This is a genomic window from Clostridium folliculivorans (assembly GCF_024341905.1).
In the GTDB taxonomy this organism is placed as follows: domain Bacteria; phylum Bacillota; class Clostridia; order Clostridiales; family Clostridiaceae; genus Clostridium_AR; species Clostridium_AR folliculivorans.
In genome coordinates, this window is the sequence record NZ_BQXY01000001.1 from 262142 (window position 1) to 279172 (window position 17031).

At 35.0% G+C, this 17031-nt stretch carries 14 protein-coding genes and 1 riboswitch; of the genes, 11 read left to right on the forward strand and 3 right to left on the reverse strand.

The features are described 5' to 3' along the window. Positions 1–95: 95 nt before the first annotated feature. On the reverse strand, positions 96–842 hold the full coding sequence (locus OCU55_RS01235) for a sulfite exporter TauE/SafE family protein (RefSeq protein ID WP_261850501.1): 747 nt from the start codon (positions 840–842) through the stop codon (positions 96–98). Positions 843–958: 116 nt separating this feature from the next. On the opposite strand from OCU55_RS01235, the gene OCU55_RS01240 reads away from it, so the two are divergent. The 8 genes from OCU55_RS01240 to OCU55_RS01275 all read left to right on the forward strand — a co-directional run bounded on the left by OCU55_RS01240 (position 959) and on the right by OCU55_RS01275 (position 8920). Next, entirely contained in the window at positions 959–2194 is a 1236-nt protein-coding gene (locus OCU55_RS01240; protein ID WP_261850502.1) for an MFS transporter, read from the forward strand. 191 nt (positions 2195–2385) lie between these two features. Then, a riboswitch (SAM riboswitch) is annotated at positions 2386–2501 on the forward strand. Between the two features lie 100 nt (positions 2502–2601). Continuing rightward, on the forward strand, positions 2602–3567 hold the full coding sequence (locus OCU55_RS01245) for a methionine ABC transporter ATP-binding protein (RefSeq protein WP_261850503.1): 966 nt from the start codon (positions 2602–2604) through the stop codon (positions 3565–3567). Beyond that, positions 3560–4219, forward strand: coding sequence for a methionine ABC transporter permease (locus tag OCU55_RS01250; RefSeq protein WP_261850504.1), 660 nt, complete (start codon positions 3560–3562; stop codon positions 4217–4219). Before OCU55_RS01245 ends, OCU55_RS01250 begins: the two co-directional genes overlap by 8 nt. A gap of 22 nt (positions 4220–4241) precedes the next feature. After that, complete coding sequence (locus OCU55_RS01255) at positions 4242–5051, forward strand: MetQ/NlpA family ABC transporter substrate-binding protein (RefSeq protein ID WP_261850505.1); 810 nt, start codon at positions 4242–4244, stop codon at positions 5049–5051. A gap of 276 nt (positions 5052–5327) precedes the next feature. Then, positions 5328–6158 carry a MetQ/NlpA family ABC transporter substrate-binding protein gene (locus tag OCU55_RS01260; RefSeq protein WP_261850506.1) on the forward strand — a complete coding sequence of 277 codons (831 nt, stop codon included), beginning with the start codon at positions 5328–5330 and terminating at the stop codon, positions 6156–6158. Positions 6159–6330: 172 nt separating this feature from the next. Then, on the forward strand, positions 6331–6732 hold the full coding sequence (locus tag OCU55_RS01265) for an RDD family protein (RefSeq protein ID WP_261850507.1): 402 nt from the start codon (positions 6331–6333) through the stop codon (positions 6730–6732). 13 nt (positions 6733–6745) lie between these two features. Then, entirely contained in the window at positions 6746–8104 is a 1359-nt protein-coding gene (gene rlmD / locus OCU55_RS01270; RefSeq protein ID WP_261850508.1) for a 23S rRNA (uracil(1939)-C(5))-methyltransferase RlmD, read from the forward strand. 480 nt (positions 8105–8584) lie between these two features. After that, entirely contained in the window at positions 8585–8920 is a 336-nt protein-coding gene (locus OCU55_RS01275; RefSeq protein ID WP_261850509.1) for a hypothetical protein, read from the forward strand. On the opposite strand, the gene OCU55_RS01280 is transcribed toward OCU55_RS01275, so the two are convergent. Then, the gene (locus OCU55_RS01280; protein WP_261850510.1) at positions 8883–9872 is read right to left on the reverse strand and encodes a helix-turn-helix transcriptional regulator; all 990 of its coding nucleotides are present in this window, start codon (positions 9870–9872) and stop codon (positions 8883–8885) included. The genes OCU55_RS01275 and OCU55_RS01280 overlap by 38 nt on opposite strands. Before the next feature lie 133 nt (positions 9873–10005). Here OCU55_RS01280 and OCU55_RS01285 point away from each other — a divergent pair, with 133 nt between their 5' ends. From OCU55_RS01285 to OCU55_RS01295, 3 genes are read left to right on the forward strand one after another with little or no spacing between them, the layout of a single operon-like run. Then, positions 10006–11187: an iron-containing alcohol dehydrogenase gene (locus OCU55_RS01285; RefSeq protein ID WP_261850511.1), complete on the forward strand. Its 1182-nt coding sequence runs from the start codon at positions 10006–10008 to the stop codon at positions 11185–11187. Between the two features lie 54 nt (positions 11188–11241). Beyond that, on the forward strand, positions 11242–11814 hold the full coding sequence (locus OCU55_RS01290; RefSeq protein WP_261850512.1) for a flavin reductase family protein: 573 nt from the start codon (positions 11242–11244) through the stop codon (positions 11812–11814). A gap of 16 nt (positions 11815–11830) precedes the next feature. Then, a complete protein-coding gene (locus tag OCU55_RS01295) occupies positions 11831–12403 on the forward strand; it encodes a flavin reductase family protein (RefSeq protein ID WP_261850513.1) in 573 nt (190 codons plus the stop codon). A gap of 635 nt (positions 12404–13038) precedes the next feature. Here the strand turns inward: OCU55_RS01295 and OCU55_RS01300 are convergent. Further along, on the reverse strand, positions 13039–16830 hold the full coding sequence (locus tag OCU55_RS01300) for a glycoside hydrolase family 43 protein (protein WP_280923788.1): 3792 nt from the start codon (positions 16828–16830) through the stop codon (positions 13039–13041). Between the last annotated feature and the right edge of the window lie 201 nt (positions 16831–17031).

Genomic DNA, 17031 nt, shown 5'->3' on the forward strand with positions numbered 1-17031 from the left:
GATTAATTTGATTTAAAAAATATAGAGACTATAGATAATAAAAATCTTGTTACTATAAATAAAAAAACAAGTACTGGTAAAACACAGTATTGAAATTAAAGCGAAAGCAGCATCTTTACTGAAACCGCCAGTGACATCGTCACAAATATAGGTTTTATAAGCTTGGCACCTTTTTTTAGAGCTAGCTTAGAGCCTATAAGTGCACCTAATATCATGAAAAATGCAACTAAGATACCGTAAGTATAATTAATTTTACCTTCTATAGCAAAAGTTATAAGAGATGCTATATTTGAAGTGAAATTTAAAACTTTTGAGTTACCGTTAGCTTCAACAAAATCAAGCTTAAATATTTTTATAAAGCCAAAGATTAAAAATGAACCAGTACCAGGGCCGAAAAAGCCATCATAAAAACCTAAAGAAAATCCAAAGATAGTTCCAATTAAAATAAGATTTCTAGTCTTTCCTTTATAGTTGCTTTTAAGTCCTAAGTTCTTAGAAAATAACGAATATACTCCAACCATTAATACTAATACCATGACTAATGGAGTAAGAAAGCTTTGGTTGATTATTAGCACTGACTTAACTCCTAAAACTGCCCCAATGAAGGTAAAAGGTACTATGTACTTTAGCAAGGATAAATCTGCTTTTCCTTCCTTTATAAATCTAATAGAGGAAGTAAAGGATGCAGTGGTAGAAGAAAACTTATTTGTGCCAAGGGCTACATGCGGTGGTAGTCCGAAAAGCATGTAAGCAGGTAGGCTGATAAGTCCTCCACCTCCAGCAATAGAGTCAACAAATGCTGCAATAAAACCTGAAATACAGAGTAAGATTAAATTAATCAATATAAATATCCCCCTTATGAACTATCCCTCAATTGAAAATAGTATCATAATTTGCAATAATTTTAAATATGACGTTAAAAATATTTTATCGTAAGTAAAGGAAGAAGGGATAGGTAATGAATAAAAGGGGGAGGTTTACCCTTGGGGCATTAAAACATAGAGATTTTAGATTCTTTTTTATGGGATCAATAGTTTCACTTATAGGAACATGGATGCAAAATGCAGGACAGTCTTGGCTTGTAGTAACTTTAACTGATTCTGCTCTTAAACTAAGTTTTGTAAGTGCACTGCAATTTACTCCAGTTTTACTATTTTCGCTATTTGCAGGTGCATTGATAGATAATTATCCAAAGAAGAAGATATTGCTTATCACACAGTCCATAATGGGAGTACTGGCTTTTGTATTAACATTTCTAGTTTTTACACATAAAGTTCAATATTGGCATATTCTTGTACTAGCGACTATCTTAGGGTGTTGTAATGCTGTAGATATGCCTGCAAGACAATCTTTTATGATAGAGCTTGTAGGAAAAGAGGATTTAATGAATGCAATTGCATTAAACTCCACTGTGTTCAATGCAGCAAGAATGGTTGGACCAGCAGTTGCGGGAATAATGATTAAATTTTTTGGATTTTTCATTTGCTTCCTATTAAATGCAATTAGTTTTATACCTTTAGTATATGGTATTTATATGATCTCTGCCAGCGGCGCACCAAAGCAAAATTCTGAGAAGAAAAATATGATGTTAGATATAAAAGAAGGATTAGAATATGTATTCAATTCTAAAGAAATACTTTTTACAATACTTTTAGTGTTTTTTGTATCTACTTTCGCTATGAATTATAACGTCTTAATACCACTACTCGCAAAACAGGTTTTAAATATGGACTCGGATGGTTATGGATATCTTATGTCTGCAATGGGACTTGGATCAATGATCTCTGCATTTACTGTTGCAACTAGAAGCAGAGGACCTAAAAGAAGACTGATGTTTTTGGCAGGTGCTGTGATATCTATAATGTTAGTATTTATAGGAGTATTTAAAAACTATGGAATATCCATAGTAGCATTGTTTATTGCAGGGGTATTTAATGTGCTATTTTCAACAACTGCAAATTCCACAATTCAATTAAAGTCTAAAAATGAATTTAGAGGAAGAGTAATGAGTGTTTATGCAATGGTGTTTGCAGGAGCAACGCCACTGGGAAGTTTGTTTGAAGGAGCAATATCCAAATGGCTAAGTATAACTGATGCCTTTATAATATCAGGGGTAGTTACTGTAATTATAGGATTTATTATATATACATTAGTTATGAAACAAGAAAAATTAGATAAAAGTTTAGTTGATTAATATTCACAGCCTTCTAATAAGAATACTAGTAAATAAATAATAAATAATTAATTAATGTAAAAGGTTTCTTTGATAGATTGTTAATAATGTTCATAAAATAATAATACATTATTAATAATTTAAAAAACTATTGATTTAATTCGGAAAAGATATTATAGTTGTATCAATGGAAAACAAATTAAATATTATCGTTCTTATCTAGAGAGGTGGAGGGACTGGCCCGATGAAGCCCGGCAACCCGTATATGTTCATTTACATATACAATGGTGCCAATTCCTGCGACGCATTTTGCGTTGAGAGATGAGAGTAAATTCAGGGTCTATATCGCCGGAGTTTATTCTCGGGCGTTTTTTGTTCTGTTTATATGATAATAATTATTGTTTAATAATCAATTTAGGGGGATTTGTATGATAAAAATTGAAGGTGTTAGTAAAAGTTTCAATGATATACAAGTTCTTAAAGACATTAATCTAGATATCAAAGAGGGCGAAATATTTGGATTGGTTGGCCATAGTGGGGCTGGAAAGTCAACCTTGCTTAGATGTCTGAACGGACTTGAGTCCTATAATGCAGGAAGTGTTACTGTTGGTGGACAAGAAGTGAAAGACCTTAAGGGTAAGGAAATGAGAAGTTTTAGAAAAGATCTAGGAATGATATTCCAACACTTTTCTCTTCTAGAAAGAAAAAATGTGTATGATAACATTGCTTTACCGATGGAATGTTGGGGCATACCAAAGGATAAAGTAAAGGCTAGAGTAAATGAACTTTTAAAGATAGTAGGACTAGAAGACAAAGCAAAGAGTAAGCCAAGACAACTTAGTGGTGGACAAAAGCAGAGAGTAGCAATTGCAAGAGCTTTGGCTCTTGAACCAAAAGTTCTTCTTTGCGATGAGGCAACTTCAGCACTAGATCCAAAAACAACTAAATCAATATTATCACTTTTAAGAGAGATAAATGAAAAACTTGGAATAACAATAGTTGTGGTTACACATCAGATGGAAGTAGTTAAAGAAGTATGCCAAAGAGTAGCAATACTTGAAGACGGAGAAGTACTTGAAGTTGGACATGTAGAGGAGCTTTTCTTAAGACATACTAAAGCTTTAAAAAATCTTCTTGGGGAAGAAGAGATACTACCAGCTAAAGGTGTAAACATAAAGATATTATTCCCTAAGGATAATTCACATCAAAGTATAATAACATCCATGGCAAGAGAGTTAGACATAGATTTTTCAATAGTTTGGGGTAAACTTGAAAAATTTAGAGATGATGTACTAGGATCACTAGTTATTAATGTAGGTGCTGATAAAAAACAGGACATTATAAACTATTTAGATTCTAAGCATGTTGGATGGGAGGTTATTATAAATGAGTGATAATTTTAGTCAGTTTTTAAATCTAGTTTTGATACCAGCTTTAGGGAAGACGCTTTATATGGTAATAATATCGACTATTATTGCAAGTATACTAGGTTTCATACTAGCTATTGTGCTTATAGTAACTGATAGGAATGGATTAAAGCCAAACAGAGTAATATACAGCATATTGGATTTTATAATCAATATATTCAGAAGTTTTCCATTCATCATTTTAATAGTTGCAATAATACCACTTACAAGATTTATAGCTGGTAAGAGTATAGGTGAAACAGCAGCTCTAGTTCCTTTAACAATTGGGGCAGCACCGTTTATAGCAAGAGTTATAGAGGGCGCTCTAAAGGAAGTAGACAAGGGCTTAATTGAAGCAGCTAAGTCTTTCGGAGCTTCAGATATGCAGATAATATTTAGAGTTATGGTTAAAGAAGCGTTACCTTCCATAATATCAGGGATAACACTTTCAATAATCTCAATACTTGGATATTCTGCAATGGCAGGAGCAGTTGGGGCCGGCGGACTTGGAGCAGTAGCATTAACTTATGGATATCAAAGATTTGATAATCAAGTAATGTTTTACACTGTATTTACTTTAATAGTACTGGTTCAAATACTTCAGTCAATAGGTAATGTTGCTTATAAGAAGTTAAGATAAGCAGAAAAAGGGGGCATAATATATGAAAAAAATATTAACACTAGTATTAACATTAACATTCGCTCTTTCTTTAGCTGGATGTGGAAAAAAAGAAGAAACAGCTAAAAAAGAAGATAATAAAACAAATATAGTAGTTGGGGCTACTCTTAAACCAGCAGGTGAGATACTAAATTATCTAAAGAGTGATTTTGAAGCAAAAGGATATAAGCTTGAAGTTAAAATCTTCGATGACTATGTAGCACCGAACACTGCTTTAGAAGAAGGTTCAATAGATGCAAATCTATTTCAACATGAACCATATTTGTTAAAGTTTAATGAGGATCATAAAACAAATTTAGTAACAGTAAAGAAGATTTATCTTCCACCACTTGGGGCATATTCGAAGAAGGTAAAAGATATAAAAGAATTAAAGGATAAAGCTGTGATAGCAGTTCCTGCAGATGCTACAAATGAATCAAGAGCATTAAAACTTTTAGAGGCACAAGGATTGTTTAAGCTTAACAAAAAAGATCTTGTTACAAAGGTAGATATAGCTGAAAATCCAAAAAATATAGAAATTCAAGAAGTAGATGCAGCTCAGCTTCCAAGAGTACTTCAAGATGTTGATGTTGCTATAATAAATGCAAGTTATGCATTGCCAGCAGGGTTAGATCCTAAGAACGATACATTGTTCTCAGAACCCAAGGATTCACCATACGCAAACATTCTTGCAACTAAAAAAGGTAACGAAAATGCGAAATGGATTAAGGATTTAACAGATGTTCTTACTTCAGACAAAGCTAAGAAATATATAGAAGAACAATACAAAGGAAGCATAATTCCAGTATTTTAACTAACCGATATATTGTATTGAAATTTATGTGTCACTCTTCCGATACTTTAATGAGCTTCGCAAAGAATTAATATGGTTTTCTTCGATGAAATACCTAAAACTGTATAAACTCACTACGTTCGAACAAATACAGTTTCTTAACGGTATTCCATCTACGAAAACCATTTAATTCTAATAGCTCGATCATATAGTATCTCCATAGTGCCCCATAAATTCCAATAATCTTAAGTATAGCTAGATTTATAAATTTAAATTAAATTATGGAGGGAAAACATTATGAAATTTAAGAAGTTTTTATCATTAGGTTTAGCATTAGCATTAGCTGGCTCATTAGCAGCTTGCGGAACTAAGAAGGATTCAGGAACAACAGGTTCTACAGATACAAAAAAAGAAGATAAGGTTATAACAGTTGGAGCATCACCTTCTCCACATGCAGAAATACTAGAAAAAGTAGTAAAGCCATTACTTGAAAAGCAAGGATATACTTTAAATATTAAAGTATTTGATGATTATGTATTACCAAATACAGCATTAGATGAAGGATCAATAGATGCAAACTATTTCCAACATGTTCCTTATTTAAATGAAACAATAAAGGAAAAAGGATACAATCTTACTTACACAGTTAAAGTTCATATAGAGCCAATCAGAGCTTACTCAAACAAATTAACTAAGCTTGCAGACATAAAAGATGGTGGTCAAGTAGCAGTTCCAAATGATGCTACAAATGAAGCGAGAGCTTTAAAACTACTTGAAAAGAATGGTCTTATAAAGCTAAAAGCAGGCGATTTAGTAACAGTTAAAGATATTACTGAAAACACTAAGAAGCTTAAGTTTACTGAAACTGAAGCAGCTCAATTACCAACAGTATTAAAAGATGTTGATGTTGCTGTTATAAACACAAATGTTGCATTAGCTGCAAAGCTTGATGTTAACAAAGCTTTAGCTGTAGAAGATAAGGATTCACCATATGCAAACATTCTAGCGGTTAAAAAAGGTAACGAAAACAGTGATAAAGTAAAAGCATTAAGCAAAGCTTTAAACTCACCAGAAGTTAAGAAGTACATTGAAGACACATACAAGGGAAGCATAGTTGCAGCTTTCTAATAGCTAATAATATAATGTAAGATTTAATTTGAGCCTCTGCTTTGCCAGAGGCTTTTTACTATGGGAGATTTGCAAATTTTTAATTTACAGATTTACCTTAATGTAGTATATTAAAAGAATGGTAAAAAGGAGTCAACTATGAAAATACACATAAATTATTGGAGGTATGATCATGCTAGATAAAGAAAACGTAAATGAGAACGAACAAAAGGAAGAGGTAAATACAGTAGGAGATGATAACAATACAGCACAAGATGAAGCTGTTATTGAGAAGTCTACAGAGGATATAGTAGTTAGAGAAGAAAAAGCTGATGAAAAGCCACAAAAAGGTGATAAGGCAAATTTCTTTGTAAGATTTGTAGGGAATTTAATGGATCAAACAGTGGCATTAGCACTCGCAATAGTATTATATTTTATATTTGAAAAGTGTTTACCAGCTTTAGGTTACGAAGTGGTAGATAAAGTTGGAATATTCTTAATTATGTATATAGTATCAAATGTATTATGTACATCTATTATTGAAAGTACAAAGCTTGGAACAACATTCGGAAAGAAGCTTTTAAGAATAAAGTAGACAGGAGTAACATATGAAAAAAGGCAATGAAATAGAGTTACTAATAGAAGATATGGAATTTCCTTCCCAAGGAATAGGCTATAGGGATGATTTAAAGATATATGTTAAAAATGCTTTTCCAGGACAAACGATTCGAGGGAAAGTAACTAAGAAGAGAGCTGACTACGCTGAACTTAAACTATTGAAGGTTGTAGAAGCTGCTGATTATGAATTAGAACAAAAATGCCCACACTATGCTTTTTGCGGTGGATGTTCTTCACAAAACATACCATATGAAAAACAGCTTGAATTTAAGAAGAACCAAGTGTTGAATCTTTTCAAAGGAAATAGTGTAGATACAGGCGAATTCTTAGGCATAGAAAACAGTCCTATTCAGTGGGAATATAGAAACAAAATGGAGTTCACCTTTGGAGACATGGAAAAGGGTGGAGACCTAACTCTTGGAATGCACATGAAAGGTAGATCTTTTGGGATTGTAACTGTTGATCAGTGCCACCTTGTGGATGAAGATTATAGAAAAATTCTAGATACTACAGTTGAATTTTTTAAGAAGGATCAACTTCCACATTATAAGATAATGGCAAGAGAAGGTTTCTTAAGAAACTTAATAGTGAGAAAGACAAAACACAACGATGAGATATTAATAAATATAGTTACTACCACTCAAATAAACTATGATTTTAAGCCTTGGGTGGAAGCAATTTTTAGTTCAGGTATTGAAGGAAATATAAAAGGTATAATACATACAGAAAATGATTCCTTCTCTGAAGCTGTTATAGCAGATAAGGTAAATATATTATACGGAGTTGATTTTATAACTGAAGAGCTGTTAGGCCTTAAGTTTAAGATATCTCCATTCTCATTCTTCCAAACAAACTCATTAGGTGCAGCAAAGCTTTATAGCATAGTACGTGACTTTATGGGTGATACTGCCGATAACAAGGTTGTCTTTGACTTGTATTGTGGTACAGGAACAATAGGTCAGATAGCAGCTGGAAAAGCTAAGAAGGTTATTGGAGTAGAGCTAATTGAAGAAGCAGTAGTAGCTGCTAACGAAAATGCGAAGCTTAACGGACTTAATAACTGCACCTTTATAGCTGGAGATGTAGCAAAAGTTATAAATACAATTCAGGATAAACCAGACATAATAATATTAGACCCACCAAGAAGTGGAGTACATCCCGTAGCTATGAACTATGTAATTAAGTTCGATGCTAAGGATATTATATATGTAAGTTGTAATCCAAAGACTTTAGTTACAGATTTAAAGGTGTTAGAAGAAGCTGGATATAAGACAGAGAAGACTTTGCTTATGGATATGTTCCCTAATACACCACATGTGGAGACAGTTGTGAAGCTAGTAAAGAAATAGGCTGATTTGAAAGGCTTTGAAGGTTTTTAACTAAATATTGAAGTGTATTTTATGTTCCCTCAGACTAATAGTTTGAGGGAATTTTGTTTTAGGGGGGCGTACTTTTACGCAGAACTAAGGATATTTGCGTTAAGGTTTAGGTTTTGCGTAATTGTTTATGGTGATAGAGGAAAATGCCACTGTGTCCTCACAAAAAAATATGTAAAAAGTTTGTAAAACATGGTGCAATCTGCTTATATCATACGTGAGGTGAGCAATCGGATGGGATTATTTAATAGAATGAAAGAACCGGTTTTTCTTAAGGAAAGCAGTGATGTACAAATCCAATTAGAAAAGCTTAAAACATTGGAACTGTTACTTAATGTTAAGGAAAAAATATAATAAAACAAGATATAAAATTCCTTGAATATGGAATTTGAATTAAAAAATAGTCATATGCCTATCCTTCGCTCGATTCGTATTGGAGATCTATCATTCTGTTTGGAAGGAATGGGGGCATCCTATAAATTTGCATTAGCTGACTCTCTTTTAGAACTCGCTCCGACCGAAAAAACAGAGATAAGCTTTGAAGAACTGGCTGATCCTTATTCTTGCCATCTTTGTGAGCATCTGAAGACTGCACCAAAGCAGGTGACGAGCAGAAGCAGCCAGTTTCTTGATGCCTGTACTAAATTTAATAAAGGTGAGATCTTGCATGATGAATTAATCAGTGTTACGGTTGAAAAATGGTTTAATAACGTTATTGATACATTTCACGTTGAAGCCGTAACATTGACCATTAAAGCTGACGAGGAGAAGTACCATAATACTGTTTAAAGGCCTTATAGAAATTGCTGCTATTGCTGTATCCGAGCATATCAGCAATTTTTTCAATGGAAAGATCCGTATTATCCAATAATAGCTTGGCTCTTCGCATACGTGATTCAGCTAGCAGAGCAGAAAAGGTCTTCCCTGTCTTTTCCGGCAAAAGACGTGAAATATAGACGGGGTGATATCCGAAATGGGATGCAATGTCATTCAATGTTACAGACTCAGAGTGTGATTCGATATATTCCATAATCCGGTCAATTAATGTCGTGCCAGTAGGTAGATGCTGACGCTTGTACTCATAGGAAAGATACATTGCAAGGGACATGACCATAGGTTTTAAAATTTTCTGTGAGTCCTCTGTTTTATGAGCATATTCAAGAATCATGACATTCAGCAGCTGCCAGATTGGCGAAAAAGCTGGAATTTCCAGATGAACGAACTCTTCTGAATATTTGTTTTTCTGTGGTTCCAGAAAAAAATTAAGCATGGAGCTATCTGCTGAGAGCGCACTCAGATATTCCCGGAAAAAGGTTTCTTTACGAATCAGTACTCCGAGAATAATACATTCTTGATCAGAATCCCGCTTAACAGCATAGCCGCTGTAGGGCTGACCGATATAGCAGTCTCCTTCTTTTACCGTGATCCGATTGTTATAGTTGGCGCTTAATGCATCATAATCTCCGTGGTAAGCAAAATGAATGAAAAAAAAGTCCTGGCGGTGAAAACGCTCCTCAATTTTTTTTCCTTTAAATGCACACACCATAACTTCCTCGGATTTCTCTCCCAACCAATGCGAAATCAGTTCGTTATTTCCTGAGGACGGATCCGGGCTAAAGTCCCAATTGAGGTGAGGAAAGTCCTGACCGAGTTTTTCTAATGCGTGATCAATTTCGGTATCGCAATTCCAAGACATAACAACGTTCCTTTCTTCAGATTTTTGAGCAATTCTTTCAAGCATTGCAACGTTTTTGGTAAATCAGACATGCTTATATCTGATTATAGGTTAAAATACGCCATGATTCAAGTTAATATTTAGCGCTGATTTGGAAGGTGAAAAGCTATATGATGGATTAGTAACAAGAAAGTTCAAATTGAAAGGTATAGAACATATGTATAATTTTGACTTTTATATGCCGACAAAAGTATTATTTGGAGCAGGAAAACTTCAGAAGCTGCATACAGAAGTGCTTCCGGGAAAGAAAGCTCTGATTGTGACATCCAACGGTTCATCTACGAAGAAGTTCGGATATCTGGACTCGCTTGAGAAAGAACTGGATCTTGCGGAAGTTACCTATGAGATCTTTGATGAGATCCGTCCAAATCCGACAAACCGTAATATTATGGATGGTGCAACGAAAGCAAAGGAGACAGGCTGTGAGTTTGTCGTTGCACTTGGGGGAGGATCCGTCATGGACTCCAGCAAATGTATCGCACTCATGATGACCAATACGGGTGATATATGGGATTACAGTTATTCGGTAAACGGAGGAAAAAAGAATCCAGAAAAAGATGCCGCTCCAATTGTCGCTATTACCACTTCAGCAGGAACGGGAAGTGAAGTTGATTGTTGCGCGGTGCTCAGCAACGACGAAGTAAGTGAAAAATCCGGTTTTTTAGTTCCATCAATGTTCCCGGTACTGTCTGTTGTTGATTCCAATCTGATGATGAGTGTACCGCCTAAATTTACAGCTTTTCAGGGAATGGATGTTTTTTTTCATGCAGCTGAATCTGTGATTAATAAGAATGAGCATCCGATGGGAGAAATGTTTGCTCTGAAAGCTATCGAACTGATTGCCGCCAATCTCCCGGTTGTATATCGTGATGGAAGCAATCAGGAAGCAAGAGCAAATATGGCACTGGCTAATTCACTTGCGGGCTACTACATGCTCATCACATCAGCACATACAATGGAACATGCCATGGGATCATACCACGAAAATCTGGTCCACGGTGCTGGTTTGATTATGATTGCTCATGCCTATTATGATTTCTTTGCAGAACGTAAGGCTGCAGAAGAACAGATGATCAAAATGGCAAAAGCAATGGGAGTGGAGAACCCGACATCCGGAAAAGATTTTATCAGAGCATTGGATGAATTGATCGAAGCAGTCGGATGTAAATATCTCCGCATGAGTGATGCAGGAATCAAGGAAGAAGAGCTCGCAAATTATCCGAAGAGAATACACGAGGTGCTCGGCGGCGACATTACCGCAGACCCGTTACCGCTTACGGATGAAGATTATCTTGAAATCTATAAGAAATCATATCGTTAAGAGCATAATGCATCAAATAACTGTGATTTATTACATAATTTAAGGAGGATAAATATGTCTAGAAAAAATATCGGAGCAAAGCCATACATCACACCGATGCCGGTTTTGATGATTTCATCTTATGATGAGGCTGAAAAGCCGACCACCATGTTAGCAGTATGGGGGGGAATCACGAATGAGACAGAAATTACTATTACCGTAGCATCCCAGAGAAACACGTTAAAGGGAATTCTTGCTAGAGATTCCTTTGTTGTAAGTATGGCGGATGTGGAAAATGAAGTTGCCTGTGATTACCTTGGTATAACAACAGGAAATAAAGTGGAAGATAAGTTTGAAAAGTCCGGATTCCATACAACAAAGTCCGAATTCGTAGATGCACCGATTATCGATGAGCTTCCTTTTGCCGTTGAGTGCAGAGTGAAGAGCTATGATGAGGAAACCTGGAGACTGGTAGGCGAAATTGTCAATGTAAGTCTGGATGAACGGATTCTTGGAGAAGATGGCAAGGTATCATTTGAAAAATTCCATCCGATCACTTTCGATTGGATGAATAAGTCATATCTATCCGTTGGTAAGAAGGTCGGTGATGCTTACCGCGATGGACTTCAGTTGAGAGAAAAGAACTAAGAGGAGGTTGTTTATTATGATGAAAAATTTAGGTCCAAACGTTTTTTCGTATGGTTATCCGGCTCCGGTTTTAATGGTTGGCACTTATAATGATGATGGAACAGTCAACGTGATGAATTTGCATGAGTGTACAAGGACGAATGCCGGTGATCTCGCATTATGTATTGGTCCACGTAGTAAGACGCATGAGAACATTAAAAAGAGACGCGCATTTACTGTTGCACTGGTTAATCAGAATTTGATAAAGGAAGTGGATTACTTTGGAATTGTAACCGGCCATAGAGTTCCTGATAAATTTGCAAAAACAGGCTTGAAGGCTGTAAAGAGTGAACACGTCAATGCCCCTATCATCGAAGGCAGTCCACTAGTCATCGAATGCGAACTCATAGAGGTTGTAAGAGCAAATAATTTCACTACTGTACTTGCCAGGATTGTCAATGTAGCGGCAGATGAGTCAGTGTTAGATAAAAACGGCATAATTGATGCTAAGAAAACAGGAATGTTATTTTTTGATTCGTTCAGCAACAGCTATTTTTCATTAGGCGAGAAAGCCGGAAATGCATGGGTTGAAGGAAAAAAATATCTGTAAATTCTTGTTTTGTATGAGATTTGCATTTATAAGAGATTAAAGATGAACGATAAAATTATGCCGGTCGTTTTTGCCGGACATGGGAGCACGATGGTGGCATTAGATAACAATGAAATTACAGAAGGTATGGCAGAGACAGGACACAGAATTATTGAATAGTTCGGGAAACCAAAAGCGATTCTTGCATCTCTGCACACTGGTACACACACGGAACATTCATTCAGACAGCCGAGGAACCGAAACAGGTTTATGATATGTACGGATTTCCGGAGGAGCTGCACCAGGTAAAATATCCTGTAAAGGGAAATACGGATCTATCCTCCAGAGTATAGGAACTCCTGGGCAGCAAGGTTTCCGTCAATGATATCTGGTGAAGAATCCAATAATGAATGGTGCGAACCAGTAACTGATGAGGAATATAGAAAGTTAAAATGATTATTGCGTAAAACTATAAAAATATAAAACTGTACGCCACCCCCGTGCTTTAGGGGGGACATCTTTACACAAAATAAAATATTTTTGCATATTAATATCATCTTACTGTCTACACCGCATGTGGAGACAGTGGTTAAGCTAAGTAAGTAAACATTAAAAAAAGCTAGGATTTTATAAAATCCTAGCCTTTTTTGATACTCTTATTTAGTTTTAGTTAAAAATGTCTTTGTTATACTTCCTGTATAGTTTCCTTTTCCGGTAATAGTTACTTTTGTAATTCCTGCTTTTGAATTATAAGAATAGATTATTGTATAATCTTTTCCTTCTTTCAAAGTGATGTCTCCATCCTTTACAATAACCTTTCCATCATAGATGTGAGCAGAAGTTCCTGAAGTTACTGATAATTTGCAGACTTTCTTGGCTTCAATGATAAAGCTTTTGGTTATTACTTCTGTATAACCTCCTTTTCCTGTAACTATTATTTTTCCAACTCCTGCATTTATATTATCGGTATAACTAACTGTATAATCTGTTCCTGCTACAAGAGTTGTAGTGCCGTCTTTTACTGTAACCACTGGAGTCTTTGCTGTTCCATCATAATCATAAGAAGAATTATCTAAGGTTACTTCTGATGTGGTGATATCTTTTGGCGAAATAGTAAAGGTTTTTGTTATTGTTCCTGTGTAATTACCTTTTCCTGAAATTGCTGCTGTTGCTGTTCCTATATTTGTATTATCAGTATAAGTGACTGTATAATCTGTTCCTTCTACAAGAACCTTAGAACCATCTGTTACTGTAACTGCTGGGGTTTTTGGTGTTCCATCATAGGTATAGGTTGCATTACTTAAGGTTGCTGTAGGTGAAGAGCCATCAGTTACATAACCATAGAAGTATACATTGCTTATAGTGCAGTTTGCTTGGTCTGTCCACCAAGAACCTTTACCAAAATATATATCATTGGCTGAAGAAGTAAGCCAAGTTAATACCTTACTGTAATCTGTTAATGTGCCAGCTGCCTTTGTGGAATCGCTTAATATGGATTGGTCATATGCTTTTACACCATTCACATCTACTTCAAAGCCTGTTGTAGTAAGAGATATTTCTACAGTGGATTTTGAATCTCCAATATAATCTGTTACCATTTTATAGTTAGAAAGATTAGCATCAAACCAGCCACCTAATGCGTTATATCCTAAATAAGAACCTGGTGTGAAATATAATCTCCCGTTTGTTCCGCCATTGCCCAAGAAAGAAATAATAGTTCCAAGTGCATTTTTTACTCCGGTAGATTGTACATCAAATTTAATCTTTACACCCTTAGAAGGATCGATATTAGAAATCATTTTATAAGGGTTTTTCATAGACAAAGTACCGTCTGCCCTTGTTGTTAAATCTTGAGGTTGATTTACAAAAGCTGAACTTACAACCTGCATACCGTTAGCATCAGTCATCATTTTGGTTGTTTGTAAAAGATAACCGTAGAAGTATACATTACTTATAGTGCAGTTAGCTGCTTGATCTGTCCACCATGAACCCTTACCGAAGTACACCTTATTAGAAGTTGTAGAAATCCAAGTTAATACATTATAGTAGTCTGATAATGTTCCAGCTCCTTTTGTTGAATCGCTTATTATTGATTGGTCATAGGCTTTAACCCCATTAACATCCACTTCAAAACCTTTTGTAGTAAGTGAAATTTCTACAGTATCTTTTGAATCTCCAAGATAATCAGTAGCCATTCCATAGTTGTGAAGATTTGCATCATAATATCCGCCTAAAGCGTTATATCCTAAATAGGAGCCTGGTGTGAAATAAAGTTTTCCATTTCCCCCGTCCATAAAGGAAATGATAGTTCCAAGTACATTTTTTGTTCCAGTAGACTGAACATCAAATTTAATCTTTATGCCTTTTGATACATCAAGATTAGGAATTGAACTATAAGGATTTGCGATAGACAAGCTACCGTCTAATTTTGTTGTTAAATCCTGAGGGGCGTTTACAAAAGCAGATCCAAGCACTTGCATTGTGCTATCATTTTTAATAGCCTTATGTACTAATACATTAAAGCCCTTAGTATATACCTTATTATTTTTTGATATTGTTGCAGTCATAGTAACATTAGTATCTTCTGCTGGAGTAGTTACTTTTCCGTCATTTCCAATAACAGCTGTATTTGATGAGGACCAGGTCACTGTTGCACCAAACACACTTGCTTTAGGAAGAGTTATATCTGAATAAGTTTCAGAAGTAACTGAAAGGTTATCCTTTGCCATTGCAATTGAAGCTTCATCAGATGGATATTTAGCTCCCCATATGCATGTATCATCTGTTCCAACTACAGTAAATGCCATTGTATTTACATTGGTTCCTTCAATGGTCTGTTCTACAAAAAGACCTTCATAAGTAGTTCCCCCAACATTTAATGTAACATAAGGTGCATTAGCATCCATTGTCCATGTTCCTGTGTAATCGCCGGAAATAGTACCATCTGCATTTAAAGTCATATTTTGACCACTGCAATATTCAAGGTTTGAGTAATTAATATTCTGTTTCTGTAAAATAACTTCATAAGAACCAGTAACACTAGAAGCTGAATAGCCTGTCTTTGAAACAGTTTCTCCATTGTATTCGAATGGAGCTTCTACTAGATAATGATTTTTTGTTGTAAATAATTGATGTACTCTGTCAGTAAATCCTTCTGAACCATCATTTGTTCTTGTATGGTAAACAATATATGCCTTTCCATCGGAATCAACAAAAGCTGAGTTATGTCCTTGAGCTACTTGAGCATATTTCTGATAATTCCATTTATAATAGGACATTAGCCTTGTACCAACATCATTATTGGTATTTACAGTATAAGTAGAGTATTTTGGTGATTGGCCAGATACATCTGTATATGGGCCTACTGGATTAGAAGCTTTGTAAACCCTAACATTGTAACCGCCTTTTGCTACAAGTCCACCATCTGATATAAACAAATAATAATAGCCATCAATATATTGAATATAAGAAGCTTCTCCAGAAGTACCACTTCCACCAGCAAGTTTGATTCCCATGTATGGATCAGAGTTACCTGCAGAATAGCTATAAGTAGTAGCTGTATCTCTTAAACCTGAAGCTGGATCAAGCTGAATAATATATATACCACCCGACCAAGAACCGTAGGTCATATAAAGTTTTCCGTCTTGACCATAAAAAGCAGTAGGGTCAATAGCATGTGCTCCATAACTATTATTCCATGTGGTTGTTGCAGTAGTTGTTGAATTATCTGAACAGGTATATTTAGTTGATATATATCTGCTTGGAAGTGTAGTAAGACTTGTTACTGTTGTAAAATCAGTGTTTGCAAAATCATGATTATTATTTGCATCAGTAAAGCCTGAATAAATAACAGTTCCTACATAAGTCCAATCTCCATCTAAGCTATCTGCTGTAAGCATTGCAATAGATGAATTCCATGAACAACCGTTGATGCTAATGTACATACACCATTTGTTTAAAGTAGTGTTATAAATAACATCAGGAGCCCACATGTTTCCTGATGGATCATATACACTGTCGCCCATTTTAGCCCAATTAAATTCTTTAGCAAATAAAGTTTTGTAATTTGAAGTAATGTTATTTGTAAATGGTGTCCAGTTTTTTAAGTCCGATGATTTAGCAAAAGCTAAATGTGATCCGAAAATATAGTATGTTCCTTTTCCGTCTGAAATAATTGAAGGGTCATGCACCGATACACGATCTACAGATGTTTTTGAATATGCTGAAGCTAGATCCACGTCAGTTAAAGTTGTAGTTTGATCTGTTGTAGATGCCATAACGTTAAGTCCTTGAATCGGAGTTAATATCATCGTAGCCGTTAACCCTACGGCTATTCCTCTTTTGATGCCTTTTTTCACGCTTTTACCAAACCATTTTGAAAACGATTTAGTTTTTGTTAAACTTAAAGCTAGCCTTGATGTCAATCTGGTTAAAGTTTTTGTTAACAAATAAATCCCCCCTTGTATTTTGATTTTTACCGGATTAAATATCAAAAACAATTAATGTTATAGATTTTTATGAGGTATTTAAGATGTTATATATTATAGGTTTTATTAAAATGTTTTAGATATTACTATATAATTATATTATTTATTTTGCATGAAAACAACTAAATTAGAAATTTTATACATATAAAAGTAAAAATATAT